General features: G+C 72.0%; 20 protein-coding genes. 6 read left to right on the top strand and 14 right to left on the bottom strand.

Going from position 1 to position 22,465, the window contains the following annotated elements:
* Positions 1–220: 220 nt before the first annotated feature.
* Positions 221–1,246 carry a YlbL family protein gene (locus INP57_RS24200; RefSeq protein ID WP_307850259.1) on the bottom strand — a complete coding sequence of 342 codons (1,026 nt, stop codon included), beginning with the start codon at positions 1,244–1,246 and terminating at the stop codon, positions 221–223.
* A gap of 142 nt (positions 1,247–1,388) precedes the next feature.
* Between INP57_RS24200 and INP57_RS24195 the strand changes: the two genes are divergently transcribed.
* A complete protein-coding gene (locus INP57_RS24195; RefSeq protein WP_200072640.1) occupies positions 1,389–2,864 on the top strand; it encodes a zinc-dependent metalloprotease in 1,476 nt (491 codons plus the stop codon).
* 123 nt (positions 2,865–2,987) lie between these two features.
* On the opposite strand, the gene INP57_RS24190 is transcribed toward INP57_RS24195, so the two are convergent.
* Positions 2,988–3,530, bottom strand: coding sequence for a M48 metallopeptidase family protein (locus INP57_RS24190; protein ID WP_200072639.1), 543 nt, complete (start codon positions 3,528–3,530; stop codon positions 2,988–2,990).
* Positions 3,531–3,756: 226 nt separating this feature from the next.
* On the opposite strand from INP57_RS24190, the gene INP57_RS24185 reads away from it, so the two are divergent.
* Both INP57_RS24185 and INP57_RS24180 read left to right on the top strand, forming a co-directional pair.
* Positions 3,757–3,909: a DUF5679 domain-containing protein gene (locus tag INP57_RS24185; RefSeq protein ID WP_200072638.1), complete on the top strand. Its 153-nt coding sequence runs from the start codon at positions 3,757–3,759 to the stop codon at positions 3,907–3,909.
* Positions 3,910–4,282: 373 nt separating this feature from the next.
* Positions 4,283–5,608, top strand: coding sequence for an ABC1 kinase family protein (locus tag INP57_RS24180; protein ID WP_200072637.1), 1,326 nt, complete (start codon positions 4,283–4,285; stop codon positions 5,606–5,608).
* 69 nt (positions 5,609–5,677) lie between these two features.
* On the opposite strand, the gene INP57_RS24175 is transcribed toward INP57_RS24180, so the two are convergent.
* The 8 genes from INP57_RS24175 to INP57_RS24140 form a co-directional block, all read right to left on the bottom strand.
* Positions 5,678–6,547 (bottom strand): class I SAM-dependent methyltransferase, encoded by an 870-nt coding sequence (locus tag INP57_RS24175; RefSeq protein ID WP_200072636.1) that lies wholly within the window; start codon positions 6,545–6,547, stop codon positions 5,678–5,680.
* A gap of 11 nt (positions 6,548–6,558) precedes the next feature.
* The gene (locus tag INP57_RS24170) at positions 6,559–6,792 is read right to left on the bottom strand and encodes a hypothetical protein (RefSeq protein ID WP_200072784.1); all 234 of its coding nucleotides are present in this window, start codon (positions 6,790–6,792) and stop codon (positions 6,559–6,561) included.
* The gene (locus tag INP57_RS24165) at positions 6,789–7,223 is read right to left on the bottom strand and encodes a WhiB family transcriptional regulator (protein WP_200072635.1); all 435 of its coding nucleotides are present in this window, start codon (positions 7,221–7,223) and stop codon (positions 6,789–6,791) included. Before INP57_RS24165 ends, INP57_RS24170 begins: the two co-directional genes overlap by 4 nt.
* A gap of 156 nt (positions 7,224–7,379) precedes the next feature.
* Positions 7,380–7,571 carry a hypothetical protein gene (locus tag INP57_RS24160; protein ID WP_200072634.1) on the bottom strand — a complete coding sequence of 64 codons (192 nt, stop codon included), beginning with the start codon at positions 7,569–7,571 and terminating at the stop codon, positions 7,380–7,382.
* Positions 7,572–7,730: 159 nt separating this feature from the next.
* The gene (locus tag INP57_RS24155) at positions 7,731–9,815 is read right to left on the bottom strand and encodes an ATP-dependent DNA helicase UvrD2 (RefSeq protein ID WP_200072633.1); all 2,085 of its coding nucleotides are present in this window, start codon (positions 9,813–9,815) and stop codon (positions 7,731–7,733) included.
* Positions 9,816–9,944: 129 nt separating this feature from the next.
* Positions 9,945–10,886 (bottom strand): NAD(+) diphosphatase, encoded by a 942-nt coding sequence (gene nudC / locus INP57_RS24150; protein WP_307850256.1) that lies wholly within the window; start codon positions 10,884–10,886, stop codon positions 9,945–9,947.
* The gene (locus INP57_RS24145) at positions 10,883–12,250 is read right to left on the bottom strand and encodes a M16 family metallopeptidase (protein WP_200072632.1); all 1,368 of its coding nucleotides are present in this window, start codon (positions 12,248–12,250) and stop codon (positions 10,883–10,885) included. Before INP57_RS24145 ends, nudC begins: the two co-directional genes overlap by 4 nt.
* A complete protein-coding gene (locus tag INP57_RS24140; protein ID WP_200072631.1) occupies positions 12,247–13,569 on the bottom strand; it encodes a M16 family metallopeptidase in 1,323 nt (440 codons plus the stop codon). The genes INP57_RS24145 and INP57_RS24140 overlap by 4 nt, the downstream gene beginning before the upstream one ends.
* Before the next feature lie 521 nt (positions 13,570–14,090).
* On the opposite strand from INP57_RS24140, the gene INP57_RS24135 reads away from it, so the two are divergent.
* Positions 14,091–15,128, top strand: a complete 1,038-nt coding sequence (locus INP57_RS24135) for a neutral zinc metallopeptidase (RefSeq protein ID WP_200072630.1) — start codon at positions 14,091–14,093, stop codon at positions 15,126–15,128.
* Here the strand turns inward: INP57_RS24135 and INP57_RS24130 are convergent, their stop codons facing one another.
* Both INP57_RS24130 and INP57_RS24125 read right to left on the bottom strand, forming a co-directional pair.
* Positions 15,129–15,518, bottom strand: a complete 390-nt coding sequence (locus INP57_RS24130; RefSeq protein ID WP_295141062.1) for a hypothetical protein — start codon at positions 15,516–15,518, stop codon at positions 15,129–15,131. It lies immediately after the preceding gene.
* Between the two features lie 111 nt (positions 15,519–15,629).
* Positions 15,630–16,622: a potassium channel family protein gene (locus INP57_RS24125; protein WP_233628219.1), complete on the bottom strand. Its 993-nt coding sequence runs from the start codon at positions 16,620–16,622 to the stop codon at positions 15,630–15,632.
* 388 nt (positions 16,623–17,010) lie between these two features.
* On the opposite strand from INP57_RS24125, the gene INP57_RS24120 reads away from it, so the two are divergent.
* Both INP57_RS24120 and INP57_RS24115 read left to right on the top strand, forming a co-directional pair.
* Entirely contained in the window at positions 17,011–17,382 is a 372-nt protein-coding gene (locus INP57_RS24120; RefSeq protein WP_200072628.1) for a DoxX family protein, read from the top strand.
* Positions 17,383–17,414: 32 nt separating this feature from the next.
* Positions 17,415–17,942: a hypothetical protein gene (locus INP57_RS24115; RefSeq protein WP_200072627.1), complete on the top strand. Its 528-nt coding sequence runs from the start codon at positions 17,415–17,417 to the stop codon at positions 17,940–17,942.
* A gap of 17 nt (positions 17,943–17,959) precedes the next feature.
* On the opposite strand, the gene INP57_RS24110 is transcribed toward INP57_RS24115, so the two are convergent.
* Complete coding sequence (locus INP57_RS24110; RefSeq protein ID WP_200072626.1) at positions 17,960–18,568, bottom strand: hypothetical protein; 609 nt, start codon at positions 18,566–18,568, stop codon at positions 17,960–17,962.
* Positions 18,569–18,754: 186 nt separating this feature from the next.
* Positions 18,755–22,198: an ATP-dependent helicase gene (locus INP57_RS24105; protein WP_200072625.1), complete on the bottom strand. Its 3,444-nt coding sequence runs from the start codon at positions 22,196–22,198 to the stop codon at positions 18,755–18,757.
* Positions 22,199–22,465 lie beyond the last annotated feature (267 nt).

Here is a 22,465-nt window from a genome sequence, read left to right as displayed (position 1 = left end):
CGCCCGATCACCGCGAACGCATGCGGAGTGAGCGGACCGTTCGTCCGAGTAGATTCGGCGAAAGTTCCGTTCACTCCGAACGATCCGGCTTGTCCCCGCGGCTCGGGATCGAGCCGACACGCCCGCGGCTCACTTGATCAGCGCATCGACGTGCCGAGTGAGCGGACCGCTGGTCCTAATAGATTGGGCGAGCGGTCCGTTCACTCCTGGTGAACGGTGGTCAGCAGCTCGGGGGTACGCCGCCTGCGCGGATGGTGTCGAGTGCCTTGGTGGCCTCGTCGAGAGTGCCCGCCCGAACCAGCTGCAGTCCGTCCGGAGCCTGCGACTTCGCCTCCGCGCAGTTGCCCGCGGGCACCATGAAGATCGTCGCGCCCGCCTCCCGGGCCATCGTCATCTTGAACGGGATGCCGCCGATCGGTCCGACCTGGCCGGTGTCGGTGATCTCGCCGGTGCCCGCCACGAACTTCCCGCCGTTGAGCTCACCCGGCGTCAGCTTGTCCACGATGGCCAGCGAGAACATCAGTCCGGCCGAGGGCCCGCCGACGTCGGCGAGGCTGATGTCGATGCGGAACGGCACGTCCGGCTGCCCGCTGGCCGCGACCCCGAGGAACCCGTTCGGCCGCCCGTCCGGCGCCGGGGCGAGCGGCACCGGCACGGTGCGCGGCGCTTCGTCGCCGTGCCGGAACGTCAGCTGCACCGCCTGGCCCGGCGGGCTGCCACCCACCGCCGCCTGCAGCGCGGCCGCGTCGGTGATCGGCCGCCCGTTGACCGACAGGATCTGGTCCCCGGCGTCGAGCACCGCGTCCGCGGGGCTGCCCTTGACGACCTGGCCGGCGACGACCTTCGTCGGATAGCCGAGGTGGCGCAGCGCCGCGGTCTCCGCGGAGGTCTGCGAGTCGTTGAACGCCTCGGTGTTCTCCTGCTCGATCTGCTGCTCGGTCTTGGTCGGCGGGTAGTAGACCTCCCGCGGCGCCAGCGCGTAACGGCCGCTGACCCACATCCCCAGCGCGCCGAGCAGCGAGAGGTGATCGGCGACCGACACCGTGGTCATGTTCAGGTTCCCGGCCGTCGGGTAGGTGCGCTGCCCGTCGATGTTGATCACGGGCGTGCCGCCGTCCTCGCCGAGCGTGTTGTACGTCGGCCCCGGTCCGAGCGCCACGTAGGGCACCCGGACGAAGCCGCCGAGCAGCCCGAATGCGACGACGAGGACGACGCTGATCAATAAGGTCCAGGTACGACGGGTCACGAGCCGACAGCGTACGTGTTCGCCGTGCGCGAGATTCCCGCCGCCGGGTGCGCCGCCGATCAAGCCACGAGCTGCGAACATCCGCCGAACCGGGCAGGTGAGCGCCTTATCCGCGCACGCCCCGCCCGCGTACGGTGGAAGCATGAGTGACACGCCGTTCGGGTTCAGCCCGCAGGATCCCGACGACGACCGCGACAAGCGCGACTCGTCGGAAGGGCGCTCCGAGGGTGGCGCCGGCGATTCCGGGCAGCAGTCCGGCTTCGGGTTCGGCTTCGGCTCGCTGCCCGGCGGTTCGGGCGGACCGGGCGGGATGCCGAACTTCGACATGGGCCAGCTCGGGCAGATGCTCACCCAGCTCGGCCAGGCGCTGAGCCACTCCGGGCAGCCAGGTGGTTCCGGTTCCGGGCCGGTCAACTACGACCTGGCCAAGCAGCTCGCGGTGCAGCAGTTGCACAACAACCAGCGCACCGAGCGGCCCAGCCAGCAGCAGGTGAAGGGCATCGAGGACGCGATGCACCTGGCCGAGCTGTGGACGGATCCGATGACGGCGCTGCCCGCCGGAGTGCGCTCGGTCAAGTCCTGGTCGTCGGTGGACTGGGTGGAGCAGACGCTGCCGACCTGGCAGCGGCTGTGCGACCCGGTGGCCCAGCGGGTGTCGAGCGCCTGGCTGGAGGCGTTGCCGGAGGAGGCCAAGCAGGCGGCGGGGCCGCTGCTGTCCATGCTCGGGCAGATGGGCGGACTCGGGTTCGGTTCGCAGCTGGGCAACAGCCTCGCCGAGCTCGGCGCCGAGGTGCTCACCTCCACCGACGTCGGCCTGCCGCTGGCGCCGGAGGGCACCGCCGCGCTGCTGCCCGCGAACGTGCAGCGCTTCGTCGAGGGGCTGGACCGCCCGCTCGAAGAGGTCACCTTGTTCCTGGCCGCGCGGGAGGCCGCGCACCACCGGCTGTTCAGCCACGTGCCGTGGCTGCGGCAGCGGCTGCTGGCCACCGTCGAGGAGTACGCGCGCGGCATCCAGGTCGACACCTCCTCGCTGGAGGACATGGCCAGCAAGATCGACCCGACGGATCCCAGCTCGATGCAGGAGCTGATGGGGTCCGGGATGCTCGAGCCGAAGAACACCCCGGAGCAGCAGGCCGCGCTGACCCGGCTGGAGACGCTGCTCGCGCTGGTCGAGGGCTGGGTGGACGTGGTCGTCTCGGACGCGGTCAGCGACCGGCTGCCGGGAGCGGACGCGTTGCGCGAGACGATCCGCCGCAGGCGCGCCAGCGGCGGGCCCGCCGAGCAGACCTTCGCCACGCTGATCGGCCTGGAGCTGCGGCCGCGGCGGCTGCGGGACGCGGCGAACCTGTGGCGGCTGATGACCGAGCGGCACGGCGTGGACAGCCGGGACCGGGTTTGGGACCACCCCGACCTGCTGCCGAGCGCGGCCGACCTGGACGAGCCGTTGGACTTCGCCGATCGCTGGGGCGCGAGTTCCGACCTGGACGACCCGATCGCCGCGATCAAGCGCGCCGAGGCGGCCGAACAGGACGAGGCGAAGCAGGACGAAGCGGGCCAGGACGGCGGCGAGCAGGGCGAGAACGACCAGCAGGGCCGGGACGACCAGCAGGACAAGTGACGGCCGCGTCGCCCGCACACAAACCGGCGCCGCGGAGTGAACGGCCTGTTCGTCCCACTAGCTTGGTCGAACGGTCCGTTCGCTCGGAAAGCGCGGGGCGCCGTTGTGGCTGCGGCGCCGGCATCAGTCCACCGGATCGCCGTCCAAGGTCAGGTCCAGGTTCGCCGCGGCGGAGAGCCCTTCCAGGTAGCCCACGGCGCGCTCGGTCTTCGGGTAGCGGTTGACCCACTTCCAGAAGTCCGCGCCGTGCCCGGGAACCAGCAGGTGCGTGAGTTCGTGCACCAGCACGTAGTCCAGCACCCAGCTCGGCACGTCGCGCAGCCGGTTGCTGATCCGGATGGTCTTGGAACTCGGCGTGCACGAGGCCCAGCGGGTGCGCATCGGCGGCACCCAGCGGATCGAGCGCGGCTCGGCGCGATCGTCCAAGTACTGCTCGGAGAGTTCGCGGCAGCGCTGCACCAGCGCCTCGTCCGACTCCCGCGCCGGTGACCGGCGGCGGGTTTCGCTGCGTTGCAGGCGGCTGAGCATCTCGGCCACCCATTTCTTCTCTTCTGCCCGGCTCATCCGTGCCGGGAGCAGCACCACGACCTTGTCGCCATCCCGATACGCGCTGACGGTCTGGCGGCGGCGTTTGCTGCGGCGCACCTCGACCTGCGGTTCTGCCACGAGATCCGACCCTAGCGACCGACACCGACAGCGGGACACGGCTGTGAGCATTTCCGCAGCGCCTACTCGGCGTGATCCCCTAAAGCGTTACTCCATTCGCCCGAACATGCGATCACCGTAATGCAGTGCTAGCGATTCGATCGCCGGTACGGTTCCCTGCGCGGCCCGGACCGGGCGGACCGGCGGCGCGAGGCGCCGCTGCCAGCACGACACGAAGGAGAGCGCCGTGGCCGAGACCTACAACGGTTACTGCGTGAAGTGCCGGGAGAAGCGGGACTTCTCCGGCGAGATCACGGAGACCAACGGCCGCCGGATGGCCAAGGGCACCTGCCCGGTGTGCGGCACCCGCATGACCCGCATCTTGGGCAAGTCGTCCTGAGCGCCTGCCGCCCGAGCTCGGCGCAGCTGGTCGGTCGGCTCGCGTAGGGCGTCGGCGCCGGCATCGCGAGACGACGGCGCAGAGCCCGCGGCGGCGCCGGTCGCGCACCTGGTGGGAGCGACCGGCACGAGCACCACCGCAGCAAGCGTGGTTCCCGAGGCACGAATCGTCACCCACGGCAGGCCGTCGATCTTGCCGCCGCGGCCGCAACGGGCGGCGGCAAGATCGACAGCCGGGCCGGCGGGCGGTTCCGGCGCGATCGAGATCCCCACAAGCCCTCGGTGAACCACTACGATGTGCTCCGGCCCCCCCCGATACTCGAAAACTTTTCGTTCCTCGGGACGGTTCTGCTGCGCTGCGCAAAGGAGCCTTCGTGACCGACATCCCCCGCCGGGCGGCGCAACGCACCGCCAAACTCGCGAGCCTTCCGCTTGGCGTGGCCGGGCGGGTGGCCGCCGGCTGGGGCAAGCGGCTCACCGGGCACACCTCGGAAGAGATCAACGCGGAGCTCTCCGCGCGCACCGCCGAGCAGCTGTTCGCCGTGCTCGGCCAGCTCAAGGGCGGCGCGATGAAGTTCGGCCAGGCGTTGAGCGTGTTCGAGGCCGCCGTCCCGGACGAGATGGCCGAGCCGTACCGGGAGGCGTTGACCAAGCTGCAGTCCGCCGCTCCCCCGATGTCCGGGGACAGCGTGCGGCGCGTGCTCGACACCCAGCTCGGGCGTGCCTGGCGGGACCGGTTCGCCGAGTTCGACGACGAGCCCGCGGCCGCTGCCAGCATCGGCCAGGTGCACCGCGCCGTCTGGCACGACGGCCGGGACGTGGCGGTGAAGGTGCAGTATCCCGGAGCGGCGGAGGCACTGCGTTCGGACCTGCGCCAGCTGAGCAGGTTCTCCCGGTTGTTCCAGTCGCTGGCGCCGGGCGCGGAGATCAAGCCGCTGCTGGCGGAGCTGCAAGACCGGATGGTCGAAGAGCTGGACTACCGCACCGAGGCCGCCAACCAGCGCGCGTTCGCCACCGCGTTCGCCGGCGACGACCTGGTCCGGGTACCGAAGGTGCTGGCCAGCGCCCCGCAGGTGCTGATCACCGAGTGGGTCACCGGGAAGCCGTTCGCCGAGATCATCGCCGACGGTGCGCAGCAGGAGCGCAACGAGGCAGGACGGCTGCTGGCCGAGTTCCACTTCTCCTCGCCGCAGCGTTCCGGGCTGCTGCACGCCGATCCGCATCCCGGCAATTTCCTGCTGGACGAGGACGGCCGGTTGATCGTGATCGACTTCGGCGCGGTCGCCCGGCTGGCCGACGGTCTGCCGCCGGTGCTGGGGCGGATGATGCGGCTGGCACTGGAGGAGCGGGCCGACGACCTGCTTAGGCTGTTGCGCGATGACCGGTTCGTGCAGACCGACAGCGCGCTGCGCTCGGAGGACGTGATCGCCTACCTGGGGCCGTTCGTGGACCCGGTGCGCACCGAGCGGTTCCACTTCAGCCGCGAGTGGATGCAGCGGCAGGCCGAGCGGGTCGGTGATCTGCGCAGCCCGGACTTCCGCACCGGCCGGTCGTTGAACCTGCCCCCGGACTACTTGCTGATCCACCGGGTCACGCTCGGGGCGACGGGCATCCTGTGCCAGCTCGACTCGGAGTTCGCCGCGCGCGAGATCATCACGCGCTGGCAGCCCGGTTTCGCGGCCGAGCCCGCACAGGACTGAGCCGACCGCAATCGCCTGCCTGCGGCGCCGGCCGGTGCGGCTACCGGCGACGGACGGCCGCGCCGGACCTCAACCGGCGGGTTTGCCGCCCACGTGGACCGTGTCGGCGACCAGGTAGTACACGTCGTCGCGACCGCCCACGTAGTGCGGGCCGTCCGGGTCGAGCAGCGCGTCGACCGCGTCGAGATCTTGCTGCGCGACCCGGCCCTCCGCGCCGCGGCGCAACCACTCCAGGCGTTCCAGGACGGCCGTGAACGCCGGACCGGACACCGGCGCGGGGCGGTCCACCAGCTGCGTCCAGGAACGCACCTGCTCCAGACCGGCCTCGGCCAGCGCGCGGGACCAGCCGAACGGCATCCGCACCGAGCCGCCCATGTCCGCCCGCATCTCGCGGAACCACTCGGCCCGGGCCGCGGCCAGCCGCGGCTCCAGGCCCGGTTCGGCCAGCCCCACGTCCCACGGCAACGCCCGCGATTCGAGCCCGGACTCCACGATCGCCAGCTGGCCGCCCGGCCGCACCAGACTCGCCAGCCGCCGCAGACCGGCGACCTGGTCCGGCAGGTGGTGCACCGCGCGGGAGGCGAACACCAGGTCGGCCACACCGACCTGGGACAGGTCACCCGCAGCTACATCGACGGCGACCGAGCGCACCGCGACGCCGGAGCCCGCCGCGGCGGCCGCGTTGCGTTCGCCCTCCGCCAGCAGCTCCGGCGCCGAATCGACCAGCACGACCGTGCCGCCGGTGTCCCACAGCGCATCTGCGAACGCCGCCGACATGCCGCCCGCCCCGGAACCCACGTCGATCACCGAACGGTCCTGCTTGCGCAGCAGCGCCCGCGCCAGCTCCGCGGATTCCGGTGCGAGCAGTTCGTCCCGTTCCCGCAGCGACGCGATCTTGTCGTCCCAGTCGATTCCGTCGTGCGAATGCGAATGACCCATGATCGCGCACTTTACGGCCAAGCCGCGCGTTGTCGTGCGCGGTCCGCGCGTTTCTGCGCGAACCGCGCCAACTTGCGCCACCAGCGCCCCGCGGTGCACGCGCGGATCATCCGGGCCTGCCGCGCTTCCCGCAGGAGGTCGTGTTTTCGGGATCTCGCCAGTTCTTCTGGAATGAGCATCGTGATCGCTTCTTTCGAGTGGGTGATGGCTCGGTGGGATCCGGTGAGTGCGTCGTGGGCGTTCATGCCGCCTGCTCCTGTTCGTCCCGCTGCGCGCCGGAAGTCTCCGGTGCGGTCTGCTGCTGATCTGCGGTCCGGTTCCCGGAGGATTGCTGTGCGGAAACCGATTGCCGCGCCGGCTCGGCGGCGTTCTTGCGGGGACGGCCGCGGGGCCGCTTGCGCGCGACGACCGCGCCGCGCTCGAAGATCTCCCCGCCCCACACGCCCCAGGGCTCGCCCCGGGACAACGCGCCCTCCAAGCAGGGCTGCTTGATCGGGCAGTCCGCGCACAGCGCCTTGGCCCGCTCCAGCTCCGCGGGGGCCTCGGCGAACCACAGGTCGGGGTCGCGGCGGCAGGGCACCTGCTCGGCCTGCCCGCTGGCGTCGAGCAGCGCGCCGACGGCGCCACCGCCTTCGCCGTCCGTCCCGCTGCATATCGGGACGCTCGTGCTGAACATCTTTCCTCCTACCTGCCCGGGCAGTGCGGCTGCCCGCGCGGACGGTGGGGAATTCCCCAGAACATCGGCATTTGCTTCGAGGTGGGTGCGCACAAAAAGGCCGCGGACCCGGCTGGTGCGGGTCCGCGGCCTTCGAAAAAGCCCTGGAGGGCGGTCCTAGATCAGTGGATCGAGGAACGACTCCATGCGAACCGGCACGGAACGGTCGGCAACCGGCAGTGCCACGTCGATCAGACGCGGCAGGGTGCGAACGCGGTCATAGCCGAGCCAGGCCGGAAATTCCTGGAACAGCGCGGTACCCCCGGACATGGGGTGGCCAGGGGTACCGAGCGTCTGCAAGCTCTTCATCACTGCCACCTCCTTCCGGGTCGACGCCGGGTTCCGGACACCTCGGCTGCGCGATATGCAGAGTATGGGGCCCGCGAAGCGGCCCGCAACCGATTTTTCGAAGTTCCGCCGATCGCGGAAAAAATGCTGTTCAGCGCAACCGGAGCGGGCTCGGGCGGATCAGCTGCGGGTGTGCTCGCCCTGCACCAGGGCGAGCACGTCGGCGCCGAACTTGCGGACCTTGGTCGCTCCGATGCCGGAGATCGCCACCAGCGCGGCCTCGTCCGGCGGCCGCTGCTCGGCGATCGCGGTCAGCGTCGCGTCGGTGAACACGACGTAGGCGGGCACGCTCAGCTGCCGGGCGCGTTCGCCGCGCCAGGCGCGCAGCCGCTCCAGCAAGGTCTCGTCCACATCGGACGGGCAGTCCGCGCAGCGGCCGAGCTTGATGTCCATCGTGCTCACCAGCACCGCCGTGCAGCTGCGGCAGCGCGGCTGGGACCGGTTGCGCGGCGCGGCGGCCGCCGCCGAACGGGTCTTCGCGGGCAGCGCCGCCGGATGCCCGTCCGGGACCTGGCCGTACAGGAACCGGCTCCGGCGCCGGTAGCGGCGGCCGTCCGCGGCGCGGGCCAGCGCCCAGGACAGGTGCAGGTGCTCGCGGGCGCGGGTGACGCCGACGTAGAACAGCCGCCGCTCCTCCTCGATCGCGGCGTCGTCCTCGGCGTGCTGGATCGGCAGCGTGCCCTCGACCAGCCCGGCCAGGAACACCGCATCCCACTCCAAGCCCTTCGCTGCGTGCAGCGAGGCGAGCGTGACGCCTTCGACGGTCGGCGGGTGCTGCGACTCCGCGCGGGCCTCCAGCTCGGCGACGTAGCGCGGCAGGCCCGCGTCGGGAACCGACGAAGCCAGCTCCTCGGCCAATTCGACCAGCGAGATCAACGATTCCCAGCGCTCGCGGGCCGAACCGCCCGGCGGGGGCTCCTCGGTCAACCCGACCTCGCCGAGCACCGAGCGCACCGCGGCGGGCAGGTCCGCACCAGCGTCGGACCGGTTCTCGGCGGTGCGCAGCGCGACCATCGCCTGGCGCACCTCGTTGCGGGCGAAGAACCGCTCACCGCCGCGGACCTGGTACGGGATCTCGGCGTCGGACAGCGCCTTCTCGTAGACCTCGGACTGCGCGTTGACGCGGAACAGGATGGCGATCTCGGACAGCGCCACGCCGCGGCCCGCCAGCTCGGCGATCCTGCGGGCGAGCGCTTCGGCTTCCGCGGGCTCGTGGTCGTACTCGGCGAACTCCGGTTCCGGGCCGTCCGCGCGCTGGCCGACGAGCCTGAGCCGCGTCCCGGCGGGGCGTTCGCGGGCCGCGCCGATCACGCTGTTCGCCAGCGAGACCACCTGCGGAGTGGAGCGGTAGTCGCGTTCCAGGCGGACCACGGTCGCTTCCGGGAACCGCTTCGGGAAGCCCACCAGCCACTTCGGGGACGCTCCGGCGAAGGAGTAGATCGTCTGGTTCGCGTCACCGACCACGGTCAGGTCGTCGCGCGGACCCAGCCACCCGTCCAGCACGCGCTGCTGCAACGGGTTCACGTCCTGGTACTCGTCCACGACGAACGAGCGGTACCGGGAGCGGAACTCCTCGGCGACGTCCGGGTGCTCCTCCAGGATCGCCGCGGTGTGCAGCAGCAGGTCGTCGAAGTCCAGCATCCGGGCTTCGTTCTTGAGCTGCTCGTAGGCCGCGAAGACCTTGGCCAGCTGGTGCGGCGCGACCGGCACGTCCCGCCCGGCCCGCGCGGCCGCGGTGGCGTAGCCGTCCGGTCCGACCAGGCCCGCCTTGGACCATTCGATCTCACTTGCCAGGTCGCGCACCGACTCCTTCTCGGTGGACAGGCCGACCCGGTTCGCGGCCTGCACGACCAGGCGGAACTTGTTGTCCACCAGCGGCCAAACCTGGGTGTCGTGCACCCGCGGCCAGAAGTAGCGCAACTGCCGGAACGCGGCCGCGTGGAACGTCTGCGCCTGCACTCCTGCGGCGCCGAGCCCGCGCAACCGGGTGCGCATCTCACCTGCGGCGCGGGCGGTGAACGTCACGGCGAGCACCTGCTGCGGCACGACCAGGCCGCGCTGCACCAGGTACGCGATGCGGTGCGTGATCGTGCGGGTCTTGCCGGTGCCCGCGCCCGCCAGCACGCAGACCGGGCCGCGTGGTGCGGTGACCGCTGCCCGCTGCTCCGGATCCAGACCTTCCAGGAGTCGCGGTTGATCGGCCATGCCGGGCATCCTCGCAGAACCGCGCGACCGACCGGCGGCAACCCTCGCGGCGCGTTTCGCGCACCGTTGCTGAGCTGGGAGTTCGCCGCCTTCTCCGTGCTGCGGCCGCTCCGGGACGACTGCGCCCGATCAGTCCGTCCAGAAGGCCCAGCCGCGCAGCATCCGATGCGCGATGGAGACGCTGGGCGGCAGCCGCAGGCCCGGGATGATGCCGTCCTCGGTGTTCATGGCGGCCTGCACGTCCGAGCGGGACACCCAGCGGGCCTCCTCGATCTCGCCGTCCGCGGGCCGTAACGGCTGCGCCGGGTCGGCCACGGCGGAGAACCCGAGCATCAGCGAGCGCGGGAACGGCCACGGCTGGCTGGCCAGGTAGCGCACCCGGTCGGCGTGCACCCCGACCTCCTCGGCCACTTCGCGCTGCACGCAGGCTTCCAGCGACTCGCCGACCTCGACGAACCCGGCGATCACCGAGAACCGCTGCGGCGGCCAGCTCGGCTGGCGCGCCAGCAGCACCTGATCGGCGCCGTCGTGCACCAGGCAGATCACCGCCGGGTCGGTGCGCGGGTACTCCTCCCGGTCGCAGCCGGAGCAGCGCCGCGCCCAGCCGGCCTTCACCCGGTTCGTCGCCGCGCCGCACACCGCGCAGTAGCGGGAGTGGTCGTGCCAGTTCAGCAGGCCGACGGCGGTGGTGAGCAGGCCCGCATCGGTGTCGTCGAGCAGCGCGCCCGCGACCCGCAGGTCCTTCCAGCCTTCCTGCGCTCCGTCGCGTTCGGTGCGCAGCGCCCAGTAGGTGGTGCCTTGCTGGCTGCCGAGCAGCACCGCGTGCGGGATCGGCTGCTCGCCGAAGGCGGCCGCCTCCTCGAAGACCAGCCCGCCGTCCGGCGTGACCTGGGTGCGGCCCTTGCCGTCGACGAGCAGCACCTTGCCGGAGGCCCACAGCTCGGCGGGCGGGACCTCCCGCAGCAGCTCGGTGCGGTCCACAGTGGAACGGGACAGCAGCGGCGCGGCGTCCAGCTGGAAACCGCCCCCGTCGTGGTGCTGCGCGGGGGATTGCGCGCATGCGCCGGTCACGGCAGCACCACCCCGCCCAGTGCGCGCAACTGGTCGCCGATCTTGTTCGCGTCGCCGACGATCACGCCGGTGAACGCGGTCGGCGCGTAGTGCAGCGCCGCCTCGGCGACCTGTTCGGCGGTGACCGCGCGCAACCGGTCCGGATGCGCGGTGAGCCAGCGGTGGTCCAGCCCGGAAGCGGCCAGCGTGGACAACATCGATGCCATCCCGGACTGCGAGGAGGTGGAGGTCAGCAGCCCGCCGATGGCGTACTGCCTGGCCGATTCGACCTCCGAGGTGCTCGGCGGGACCAGCGCGAGCCTGCCCAGCTCGTAGCGGGTCTCCAGCAGCGCGGCCGCGGTGACCTCGCTGGCGGTGTCCGCGTCGACCAGGATCGTGCCCGCACCGCGGGTGAACTCGAAGGAGGAGTGCGCGCCGTAGGTGTAGCCCTTGTCCTCCCGGATGTTCTCCACCAGCCGGGACGAGAAGTAGCCGCCGAAGCACAGGTTCGCGATCTGCAACGCCGGGTAGCGCTCGTCGGTCCGGTGCAGGCCCTGCGCGGACAGCCGCAGCTGCGACTGCACCGCGCCTTCGCGGTGCACCAGCCGCACGTCGCCGCCGCGCAGCTCGGGCAGGTCCGGCAGCTCGCGGGCCCGCGCATCGGAATCCCAGCCACCGAGGATCCGCGCGACCTCACCGATCACCGAATCCGGGTCGATGTCGCCCGCCAGCACCAGCACCGACCCGCGCGGCAGCACGGCCTGGGCGTGCAGCGCGCGCACGTCCTCCGCGGTGACCTGGGCGACGTCCTCGGCCTCCGGAACTTCGCGGACGAACGGGTGATCGCCGTAGCGGACCCGCTGCAGCTCCTCGCGCGCGATCACGCGCGGTTGCGAGCGGGCCACGGCGATCCGCTCGACCAGGCGGTCGCGTTCACCGGCGACCTCCTGCTCGGTGTAGGCCGCGCCGGTCAGGGCGTCGGCGAGCACGTCCAGCAGCGTGTCCAGCCCGCTGGACAGGGCGCTGCCCGCGAGGCTCAGCCGCTCCGGGTCGACCACCGCGTGCAGCTCACCGCCCACCCGGGCCAGGTCGGTGTCGACCTTGACCCGGTCGCGGGTGGCCGTGCCGGTCAGCAGCGTCTCGGCCAGCACTTCCGCGCGGGCCGGGTGCATCGCGTCGTCCCCGGCGAAGGGGATGCGAAGCCTGGCTTCGACCAGCGGCACCGCACCGTGCCGGACGGCGATCACGCGCAGCCCGTTCGCCAGCTCGGTGTCGACGACCTCCGGCGAACGCAGCGGGCGCGGCTCGGCCAGCGGCGGCAGCGGGCGCGGCCCCGCCTCGGTGCGGCCGATCTCTTCGGCGCTGCGGTGGGTTGCCTGCGTCATGCCGCACCTCCGGCGGAGTTCGAGTCGTTGGCGGGCCGCACCCGCAGCAGCGCGCGGGTGTCCGGGCGCAGCGCCTTCGCGGCGGCGGCGACCTGGTCGGCGCGGACCTCGGCGATGCGCCGCGGCAGCTCGGCGACCAGTTCGGCGCGGCCGTGCACCAGCTCGGCGCTGCCCAGGTCGAGCGTGCGCGACACGACGCGGTCGTTCTCGCGGTGCAGCGAGGCGGCCCAGCGGGCGGTCACCCGGGCGAGTTCGTCCTCGGTCGGACCGTGCTCGGCCAGGTTCTCCAGTTCGCGGTCCACGGCGTCCACCACGCGCTCCTCCGCGACATCCGGGGTGTGGATGGCGGTGAGCGTGAAGGTGTCCGGATCCCGGGCGTCCAGCGGCGCGCCCATCAGCCCGCAGCCCGCGTGCACGTCCACCACCAGCGGCTCCTGGTAGACCATGCGCTGCTGCAGCCGGGCGGCGTCGCCGTCGGTGAGCACCGCGGAGAGCACGATGTTGGCCAGGTACTGGTCGAGCTCGCCGACCGGGTCCGGCAGCCGGTGGCCGAACGCGATCGCGGGCAGCGGCGCGTGCGGGTCGACGTGTTCGCCGACGAGCTCCTCGGTGGGGAACGGCTCGGCGAACGACGGGCGCGGGCGCACCTCGCGGGCCGGGACGTCGCCGAAGTGGCGGTGCACCAGCTCGATCGCGTGCTCGGCGTCGAAGTCCCCCGAGATGGTCAGCACGGCGTTGCCGGGCGCGTAGAAGGTGTCGAAGAACGCCGCGCAGTCGTCGACGGTGGCCTTCTCCAGGTCGGTGAAGTCCCCGTAACCGTTGTGCGCGTTGGCGAACGTGGAGTACAGCACCGGCGGCAGCAGGATCCACGGGAAGCCGCCGTAGGGCCGGTTGAGGACGTTGAGCCGGATCTCCTCCTTGACCACGTCCACCTGGTTGCGCAGGTTCTCCTCGGTGAGCTTCGGCGCGCGCATCCGGTCGGCTTCCAAGAACAGCGCCCGCTCCAGCGCCGCCGCGGGCAGCACCTGGAAGTAGTCGGTGTAGTCCTGATGCGTCGAACCGTTGAACACGCCGCCGGAGCCCTGCACGTGCCGGAAGTGCGCGAGCTTCTCCAGGCTCTCGCTGCCCTGGAACATCAGGTGCTCGAACAGGTGCGCGAAGCCGGTGCGGCCCTCCGGTTCGGAGCGGAAGCCCACGTCGTAGTGCACGCTGACGCCGACCACGGGGGCCTGCCCGGAAGCGCCCTGCGCCGAGTCCGGCGCGAGCACCACGCGCAGCCCGTTGGGCAGGGTGAGGCGCTGCAGTTGGGGTTCGACCATGTCCCGCAGCTTACGTCCGCGCGGTCACGGCGCGTCACGCCCCCGTTGCCTCTCCGCTCGTGCTTCGGCCGGCCGCGGCGTTGCGCGCGGTGCGCTCCGGCCGCTGCCGCCCGTGCTCCGGAAGTTCAACGGAACGGCTGGTCAGCGAGTCGCGGGCGGTTCAAGGCCGTTAGGCCGCCGCGCCCTTGGGCGGCATCCGCTCGCACCGCCTGATCAAACCCTGATCGAGTGGCGCGGGTGCGTGTCGGCCCGCCCGGCCCGGAGCGGGCGGTCACATCGCCCAGCCGCCTGAGCGCTGCGGGACGACCAGCCGCCCGAGCCCCGCGGGACGAGTCCTCGGCCGACCCCCGTGCAATCCCTACTGCTCACAACGGACAGAACGGGATCCATCGCCCGGTCCGTCCGGCCCGCGGTCCCGCACCTATCGAGTTCGTGCGATCTCCGGCCGGGTGGACGCTAAGCTCCCACCCGCGATCAACGAGTGCGATCGCGCCGCGCGGCCAGTCGTTTGGAGTCCAGCCATGACGCAGCCACCGCCGCAACGACCCGGTGCGCCATCCGGCCGCAGGCAACAGCCGGACCCGCGCTCGGCAGGCGGTAAGCGGCGGTCCGGCAACACGGGGCTGATCGTCGGGCTGGTCATCGTGGGGATCTTCCTGCTCGGCTTCGGCACGGTCGGCGTGGGCGCCATCGCCCTCAACACCGGCACCACCGGCGGCGACCGGCCGGTCACGCACGATCCGACCGATCTCCCCGCCCCGGCCTCCGGCACCGAACCTTCCGACGAGGAAACGACCTCCAGGCGGCCCGTGCGCCCGCGCCAACCCGATCACGCGTACGCGAGCGCTCCGCGCCCGGTTTCCGCACTGGCCGAGAACCCGATCAACATCGCGGGCAACGGCGCCGTCGACGCGCCTTGCCCGTTGCCGCCGTTCGCCACCGACACCGCAGCGCAGGACGCGTTCTACCAAGCCGCGGCGCCCTGCCTGATGCAGGCGTGGGCGCCCGCGCTGCGCGCGGCGAACCTGCCCGCGCGAACGCCTTCGGTGGTGACCACCGCAACCGACCTGAACACCCCGTGCGGCCACCGCACCTGGGACCAGACGGCGATGTACTGCCCCAGCGACAACACCATCTACATGACCTCGCGCTACTACGCGGAGAAGGAGAACCGCGTCGAAGGCGGCGCCTACCTCGGGCAGTTCGCGCACGAATTCGGGCACGCGATCCAGGCGATGAGCGGGATCAACCCGGCCTACCTCGACGCCTCCAAGGCCGCAGGCGGCAGCAGTCCCGCCGGGCTCGAGCTGACCCGGCGCTCCGAGCTGCAAGCGACCTGCTTCGAAGGGATGACGCTGGCCGCGCTGCAGAACGGCGGCGTGCGCAACGACCTCGTGCTGCCCGCGCTGGCCGATTCCCGGGCGCGCGGCGACGAGTACAACGAGCAGCCCGACCACGGCCGCATCGCCACGAACACCAAGTGGATCGACCGGGGATTCAGCGGCAACGAGGTGACCGCGTGCAACACCTGGGCCGCCGCACCATCCGATGTGGACTGATCAGGCGGGTTCCGGGCGGCGCAGCAGCAACGCGTAACCGCCGCCCGCCACCGCGGCCAGCGTGCCCAGCACCCAGCTGATCCGGGTGCTCGGCCCGCCGTCACCCGTCGCGTCGCCCGCGCGGAACGCGCGATCGCCCCGCTTCGGGACCTGCACCTGGAATTCCTGCCCGCGGTTGTGCCCGCAACCGTCCAGCCGCAGCCGCCGCACTTCCCCGTCCACGCGGACCTCGACGAGATCGCCCTGCGTGGCCCTGCCGCACGGCACCGACTCGACGACCTTGGCCTGCGCGGTGCGCCCGCCGGGCAGGCCGCTTTCCGACAGCCGCCACCAGGAGAAAGCCACCACGCCGAGGCCGAGCAGTCCCAGCACAACCAGGATCAGCCCCACCGATGCCGAACCACCTCGTCGCCCCACGGTGTGATCGTCCCAGAACGCCGGGTGGCGTCTTCGCGCACCGGCCCGCTCACGGTTCGGCCGGGTTCACGGTCCAGCCGGGGTTCACGGTTCGGCCGGGGTGACCTTCTTGACGTAGAGCAACCGGTCGCCGTCCTCGATCGCATCGGCTTCCGGAGCGTCCACCCGGTACAGCTCGTCGCCGCGGACCACGCCGAGCACGATGTCCGACAGGTGCCGCGGCGAACCGCCGACCTCCGACGGCTCCACCTCGCGTTCGGCGATCGCCAGCCCCACGTCCGGGGTGAGCAGGTCCTCGAACATCTCCACCACCGACGGCGTGGTGGTCGCCATGCCCAGCAGCCTGCCCGCGGTCTCGCTGGAGACCACCACCGAGTCCGCACCGGACTGCCGCAGCAGGTGCACGTTCTCGGCTTCCCGCACGGCGGCCACGATCTGCGCCTTCGGCGCCAGTTCGCGGGCGGTGAGCGTCACCAGCACCGCGGTGTCGTCGCGCGCGGGCGCGATCACGACCGCGCGCGCCCGCGGCAAGCCCGCCACGCGCAACACGTCCGAGCGGGTTCCCGAACCGTTCACCGTCACCAGGCCCAGCGAGGACGCCGTCTCCAGCGCGGCGTGGTCGGTGTCCACGACCACGATCCGCCCCGGGTCGGCCCCGTCGCCGAGCAGCGCCGTGACCGCGGAGCGGCCCTTCGTCCCGTAGCCGATGACGACCACGTGGTCGCGCACCTTGGACCTCCAACGTTGGATCTTCAGCGCCTGCCGGGAGCGTTCGGTGAGCACTTCGAGGGTGGTGCCGACCAGCACGATCAGGAACAGCACCCGCAGCGGCGTGATGACCAGCACGTTCACCAGCCGCGCCAGCGGGCTGATCGGGGTGATGTCCCCGTAGCCGGTCGTGGACAGCGAAACCGTGGCGTAGTAGACGACGTCGAGCAGGCTCAGCTCGCCGCCCGCGGAGTCCCGGTACCCGTCGCGTCCCAAGTAGACGATCAGCACGGTGGCCGCCAGCGCCAGGATCGCGCCGATGATCCGGCGCACGATGGAACGCCCGGGGCTGACCCGCGCTTCCGGCATCCGGATCACGCCGACGAGGGTGTGGTCCGGGCGGTCGGTGAGCCGGTCGCCGGTCTCCTCGCGCGCCCGCGCGTTGATCAGCGAGGCGGGCGAGATGCGGCCGCGCCCGCTCACCACGCGCCCACCCGGCTTCCGGCCGTCGCAGGTCCGCCTGCGGCCGTCGCGCGTTCGCTCACCACTCCCCCGATTCCGGCTCGTTCGCCGTGGTCGCGTCGGACCCGCAGAACATAACCCGGGCGCACCCGGCCGAACCAACGCCGGTCGGCAACCGCGCCGGAGACCGTTGCGGCGGCCCGCGACAACCCGGACGGACCGGGCGAACGGGAGCCGGATCCCGGAAAGCTGCGGGGCATTGTCCGCCGCGGCCGCCCGTGCGAGGCTGCCGGGCATGTCCGCGAAACGTTCGGTCCGCGTGCTCTCCGGAGCCCTCGCCACGATGGGCGCGCTGCACTTCCTGCGCCCGAAGCCGTTCGACGGGATCGTCCCGCGATCGCTGCCGGGTTCCGCCCGCACCTGGACCTACGTGTCCGGGGCGGCCGAGCTGGGCTGCGCGGCCGCCGTGGCGCACCCGCGCACTCGGCGGGCCGGGGCGCTGGTGACCGCCGGGTTGTTCGTCGGCGTGTTCCCGGCCAACCTGCGGATGGCCGCCGACTTCCGCCGGAAACCGTTGCCACTGCGGCTGATCGCCTACGGCAGGCTGCCGCTGCAGATCCCGCTCGTGGCCTGGGCGCTGCGGGTCCGCCGCGAGGCGGGCGAGTAAGCACGGTCACCCGCGAGGTTTACGATCTTCGAGTGCAGGAACTTGAGCACGCCGCAGCAGCACTCGGCTGGCACGGGCAGGTCGTTTCCGACGTGGCAGCGCTCGGGTCCAGATTCGCCGCCGTGACCCGCGTCCGGCCGGACGTGCACCGGTGGCGGTGTGCGCACGGCTGGACCCCGGAGAACGATCCGGCCTGGTTCCGCTCCTGGTCGCAGCCCAACATGCACGATCACCTGCCGGTCGCCGCGATCGACATCGTCGGAATCCTCGTTCCGGTGCGCAAGGCCAAGCACGGGATGCGGGCCTGCGGAACGCTGATGACGCTGGCGCCGTGCAGCGTGGTGCTGCCGCCCCGGCACCCGTACCGCCCGTGGCCGATGACCGAAATGGACTACTACGGCGTCGGAGTCGTGCAGGACAACGGCCCGGAACCGTCCGAGGTGCTGCTGCAGCCGGAGGACCGCTCCGCCGAGTTCGGCGCCCCGTTGTTCGGCCGCTGGTTGCAGGAAGTCCTGTATTCGCTGATGTTGCAGCGCGGCCAGCAGAGCCCGGCGTCCTGACCCGATTCGCGGACGGCTCAGGCGAGGACGTACTCGCGCCAGTTGAGCCCTTCGGGGTTCCAGCTCAGCCCGCGGCCGTTCTTGATCGAGCGCAACGCCTGCACGGTGTGCGGCCAGCGCCGGGCCACGTTCGCCGCGGCCACCGGCGTCATCAGGTCGCTGGTGCGCTGGTGCCTGCCGGGGCCGAGGAAGGCGACGCCATCCGGCGTGGACAGGATGTCGGTGAGCGTGACCTGCCCGGACAGCGCTGACTTCTCCACGCTGATCAGGGAGTCCGGCTGCACGTCCGACGGCCAGCTGCGGCGGTCCAGGTCGGCGGCGACGGGCGTTTCGCAGTTGCCGCAGCGGCACTCGAACTCACCCGCCCAGCCGTGCCTGGTCCAGGACCACACCACCGCGCCGCCGCGGTCCAGGTCGGTCAGCGCCGAGACGTGCGGCCACGCGGCGACGACGGCGCCGAGCACGGTCCGCTGGGTCGGCGGATCGGCGCCGGGGCCGGTGAACGACCAGGCGCCCTCGGCGTCCCGGGCCACCCGCACGAGGGGCGCGCGCAGCGACAGCACATCGGTGTCCACGAGGACTTCCGCTTCCGGCGGCGTATTGAGCTTCCACTGGTTCTGCTCCATCAGGAAGCATGTTGATCCGCCCGAATGGCCCTAGACAAGATCCACCACTCGAAGGTGTGGACATGGGAAAAGATCGCAACGACTTCGGCGTCCCACTGCCGCCTTGGAACCCGGGGCTTGCCGCGGGGTTCGCTTTTTCGAGCGGTGCAGCCGCTTTCGCCGCCCGAGCGCCGACGCCGCGGGGTCTCAGGCGTCGGTGGATGCTCGCGGGACGGACGTGATCAGCTCGCGGAGGCCCTCGGCGTCCAGCAGGTCCGCGGGCCGCAGCGTCCGGTCGTGCCGCACGTAGTGGAACGCGGCGCGGACTTCTTCCAGCGGTGCGCCGGAAAGCGACGACCAGGCGAGCCGGTACGCGGCGAGCTGCACGGCCAGCGCGGGCAGCCGGTCGTCGTCCGGCACGCCGCCGGTCTTCCAGTCCAGCACGGTCCAGCCGCCGTCCGGGTCGGCGAACACGGCGTCCATCCGCCCGCGCACGACGACGCCTTCCACCTGGGTCTCGAACGGCACCTCCACCTTGTGCGGGGTGCGTCCGGCCCACGATCCGCTGCGGAACGCGGCCTTGAGCTGTTCGAGGTCGTCCTGCGGAGAGGCCGTTTCGTCGCCCGCGCCGGGAAGTTCGTCCACGTCGATCAGCGCGCTGCTGCCGAACCGGTGCTCCAGCCACTCGTGGAACGCGGTGCCGCGCCGCGCCATCGGGTTCGGCGGCAGCGGCAGCGGGCGGCGCAGCTTGCGGGCGAGGGTTTCCGGGTCGTCGGCGAGTTCGACCAGGCGGCTCACCGACAGGTTGCCGGGTAGCGCCACCTGGTCGCGGCGCCGCGCGGCGGCTTCGCGTTCGGCCAGCAGGACGTCGACGTCGCGCGCCCAGTTGAGCTCGTCTTCCGGGATCTCTTCGCCCGGGATGTCTTCGCCCGGACTGTGTTCGTCCAGGGCTTGCCCGTCCGGGCCCTGTTCGTCCGGGCTGTGTCCGTCGGAGGCTTGTCCGTCCGGGATGCCCGATGCTTCGGGCAGGTCCTCTTCGTGCGGCACTTCTTCCGCGGCCCCGGGTTCCGCGGCAGGCACGCTTTCATCCACAGTGGAATCCGAAGCCGCGGCGGCCATCGCAGCGCGGACCATGTCGGCACCCGCGGACACGGCACTTCGCCGAGCACCCAGCGGATCCGCGGGCCATTCGACCGAACGCACCGTCTCGGCCAGCGGATTCTCCGCGTCCTCCGGCGGTTCGTCGGCCCATTGCGCGAGTTCGCCGACGTCGGACCCGCGCAACACGTGCGCGAGTTCGGTGAAGAAGTCCGACGGCCCCTTCGGTTTCTTCGCGCCTTCGGCCCACCAGTGCGCGGAAAGCAGCAGCACCCGCTCCGAACGGGTCAACGCCACGTAGAACAGCCGCCGCTCCTCGGTGAGGCGGCGGTCCTCGAACTCGCCGTCGTGCCGCTTGAGCTCGTCGAGGATCTCCTTGCGGTCCATTCCGGACAGACGATCCAGGTTCAGCGCGGGCAGATCCTGCGCGTCACCGCGCAACTGCGACGGCAGCTCGGTCACCGACGTCAGCCACGACGCCGAATGCCTGCGCCCCGGGAAGACCTGGTGCACCAGGTGCGGCACCGCGACGATCTCCCACTCCAAGCCCTTCGCGGCGTGCGTGGTCAACACCTGCACGCGGTCCTCGGCTACCTCGACCTCGCCCGGCTCGAGCCCGTCCTCGGCGCGTTCGGCGGCGGCGAGGTAGTCCAGCAGCGCGGGCAGCGTCGCGGAAGGACTGGCGGTGGCGAATTCGGTGACCACGTCGGCGAACGCGTCCAGGTGGATGCGCCCGGAACCGTCCGGGCGGGCCAGCGCCTCGATGTCCAGCAGCAGGGTGCGCTCCACATCGGCGACCAGCTCCGGCAGCGGCTGTTCGAGGCGGCGGCGCAGCGCCACGAGTTCCTTGCCCAGCCGGCGGATCCGCTCGTAGCCGGCCGCGGAGTAGTTCTCGGGGCCGCCGGGATCGTCCAGCGCGTCCACCAGGCCCGCCTGCTCGGACTGCTCGCCGGGCAGCGCGCCGCTGACGACCTCGGACGGGTCGTCACCTTCGGCCGCCTGCGCGCCCGGTCCGAGGCTGCGCGCCCGGTCCCACAGCGCGGCGATGTCCGCCGCGCCGAGCCGCCAGCGCGAGCCGGTCAGCAGCCGCATCGCCGCGGTGCCCGCCAACGGGTCCACGAGCATCCGCAGCGCGCTCGTCAGATCCCGGACCTCGGGCTCGTCCAGCAGTCCGCCGAGACCGACGACCTCGACGGGCAGTCCGCGCTCGCGCAGCGCGGTGGCGAGCCCTGCCATGTCCGAACGGCGGCGCACCAGCACCGCCGCGGTCGGCGGCTCGCCGCTTGCGTCCAGCGCCGCGTGCCACTGCTCGGCGATCCGGTCGGCCACCCACTCGCGCTCGGCCCGCACGTCCTGCACCAGGGCGGCGCGGATGTCGCCGGGGTCGGCGCCGTCGCGGGCGCGCAGCTCGTCGACTTCCAGCCCGGCCTTGCGCAGCGGTTCGGCGGCCGCGTTGGCCAGGCTCAGCACCTCCGGCGGGTTGCGGAAGCTGGTCAGCAGGCCGTAGCGGTGCGCGGGCGCGCCATCGCCGCGCGGGAAATCCGTGCTGAACCGGGGCAGGTTGGCCGCGCTGGCACCGCGCCAGCCGTAGATCGCCTGCGCCGGGTCGCCGACCGCGGTCACCGGCAGCGGATCGCCGACCTGCCCGAACAGCGCCCGCAGCAGAACCCGCTGCGCGTGTCCGGTGTCCTGGTACTCGTCCAGCAGGACCGCGCCGAACCGGGCGCGCTCGCCCGCGGCGACCTCGGGGTGCTCGGCGGCCAGCCGCGCGGCCAGGGACATCTGGTCGGCGAAGTCCATCGCCGCCTCGCGCCTCTTGTGCTGCGCGTAGGAATCCAGCAGCGGCAGCAGCGCGGCCCGCAACCGCTGCGCGGCGACGATCTTGGTGAGGTCCTGCGGCAGCTCGGCCTTCTGCCGCTTCGCCCGCGGGGCGTTCTCGATCAGCGCGCACAGCTTCTCGGCGTGCTCGCGCAGCGCATCGGGGCGGACCAGGTGCTCGGCCAGCTCACCGGCCAGCGCCAGCACATGGCCGGTGACCGTGGAGGGCACCTTCTCGGTGTCCAGGTCCTCGGTCCACGTCGCCACCACCCGGTGCGCGAGCTGCCACGACGCGGTTCCGGTGAGCAGCCGGGCACCGGGTTCCACCGGCACCCGCAGCCCGTGCTCGCCGACCAACCGGCCCGCGTAGGCGTGGTAGGTCAGCACGGTCGGTTCCTCGGCGAGCACCGCGGTGCGCAGCTGCCCGCTCGGGTCGACCTCGTCGAGCAGCCCGGAGCCGGCCAGCCGCCGCAGCCTCGCCCGCACCCGGTCGGCGAGCTGCCTGGCGGCCTTGCGGGTGAAGGTGAGGCCGAGCACGTGCTCCGGCGTGACGATCCGGTTCGCCACCAGCCAAACCACCCGGGCGGCCATCGTCTCGGTCTTGCCCGCGCCCGCGCCCGCGACGACCAGCGCGGGTTCGGCGGGCGCGGCGATCACCGCGGCCTGCTCCGGAGTCGGCGGGTGCAGCCCGAGCCCCTGGGCGATGCGCTGCGGGCTGAGCTGTTCACCGTGCATGCGCCGTGTGTAGCACGCCGCTCCGACGACACCGATTCACCGGTCAGCACCACTCCCCGACCGAGCAGCGCGGTTCCCCGGCCGACGCGGTTCCCCGGCAGGCAACGCGGTGCAACGCGTTTCTCCGGCCAGCCAACGCGGTTCCTTAGCTGTAGTGCCTCGGGAGGTTGTGAATTTGGAACATGCGGTTGGATGATCTTGGAATAGGAAGGACCCCCAGGTTCGGTGTGGATCACCACATCACGCACCGAACGATGGAGGTCCTTG

The sequence above is a fragment of the Saccharopolyspora galaxeae genome (assembly GCF_016526145.1).
Taxonomy (GTDB): Bacteria; Actinomycetota; Actinomycetes; order Mycobacteriales; family Pseudonocardiaceae; genus Saccharopolyspora_C; species Saccharopolyspora_C galaxeae.
The sequence above is the reverse complement of the archived record's forward strand: the minus strand, read 5'-3'. Positions and strand labels throughout refer to the sequence as shown.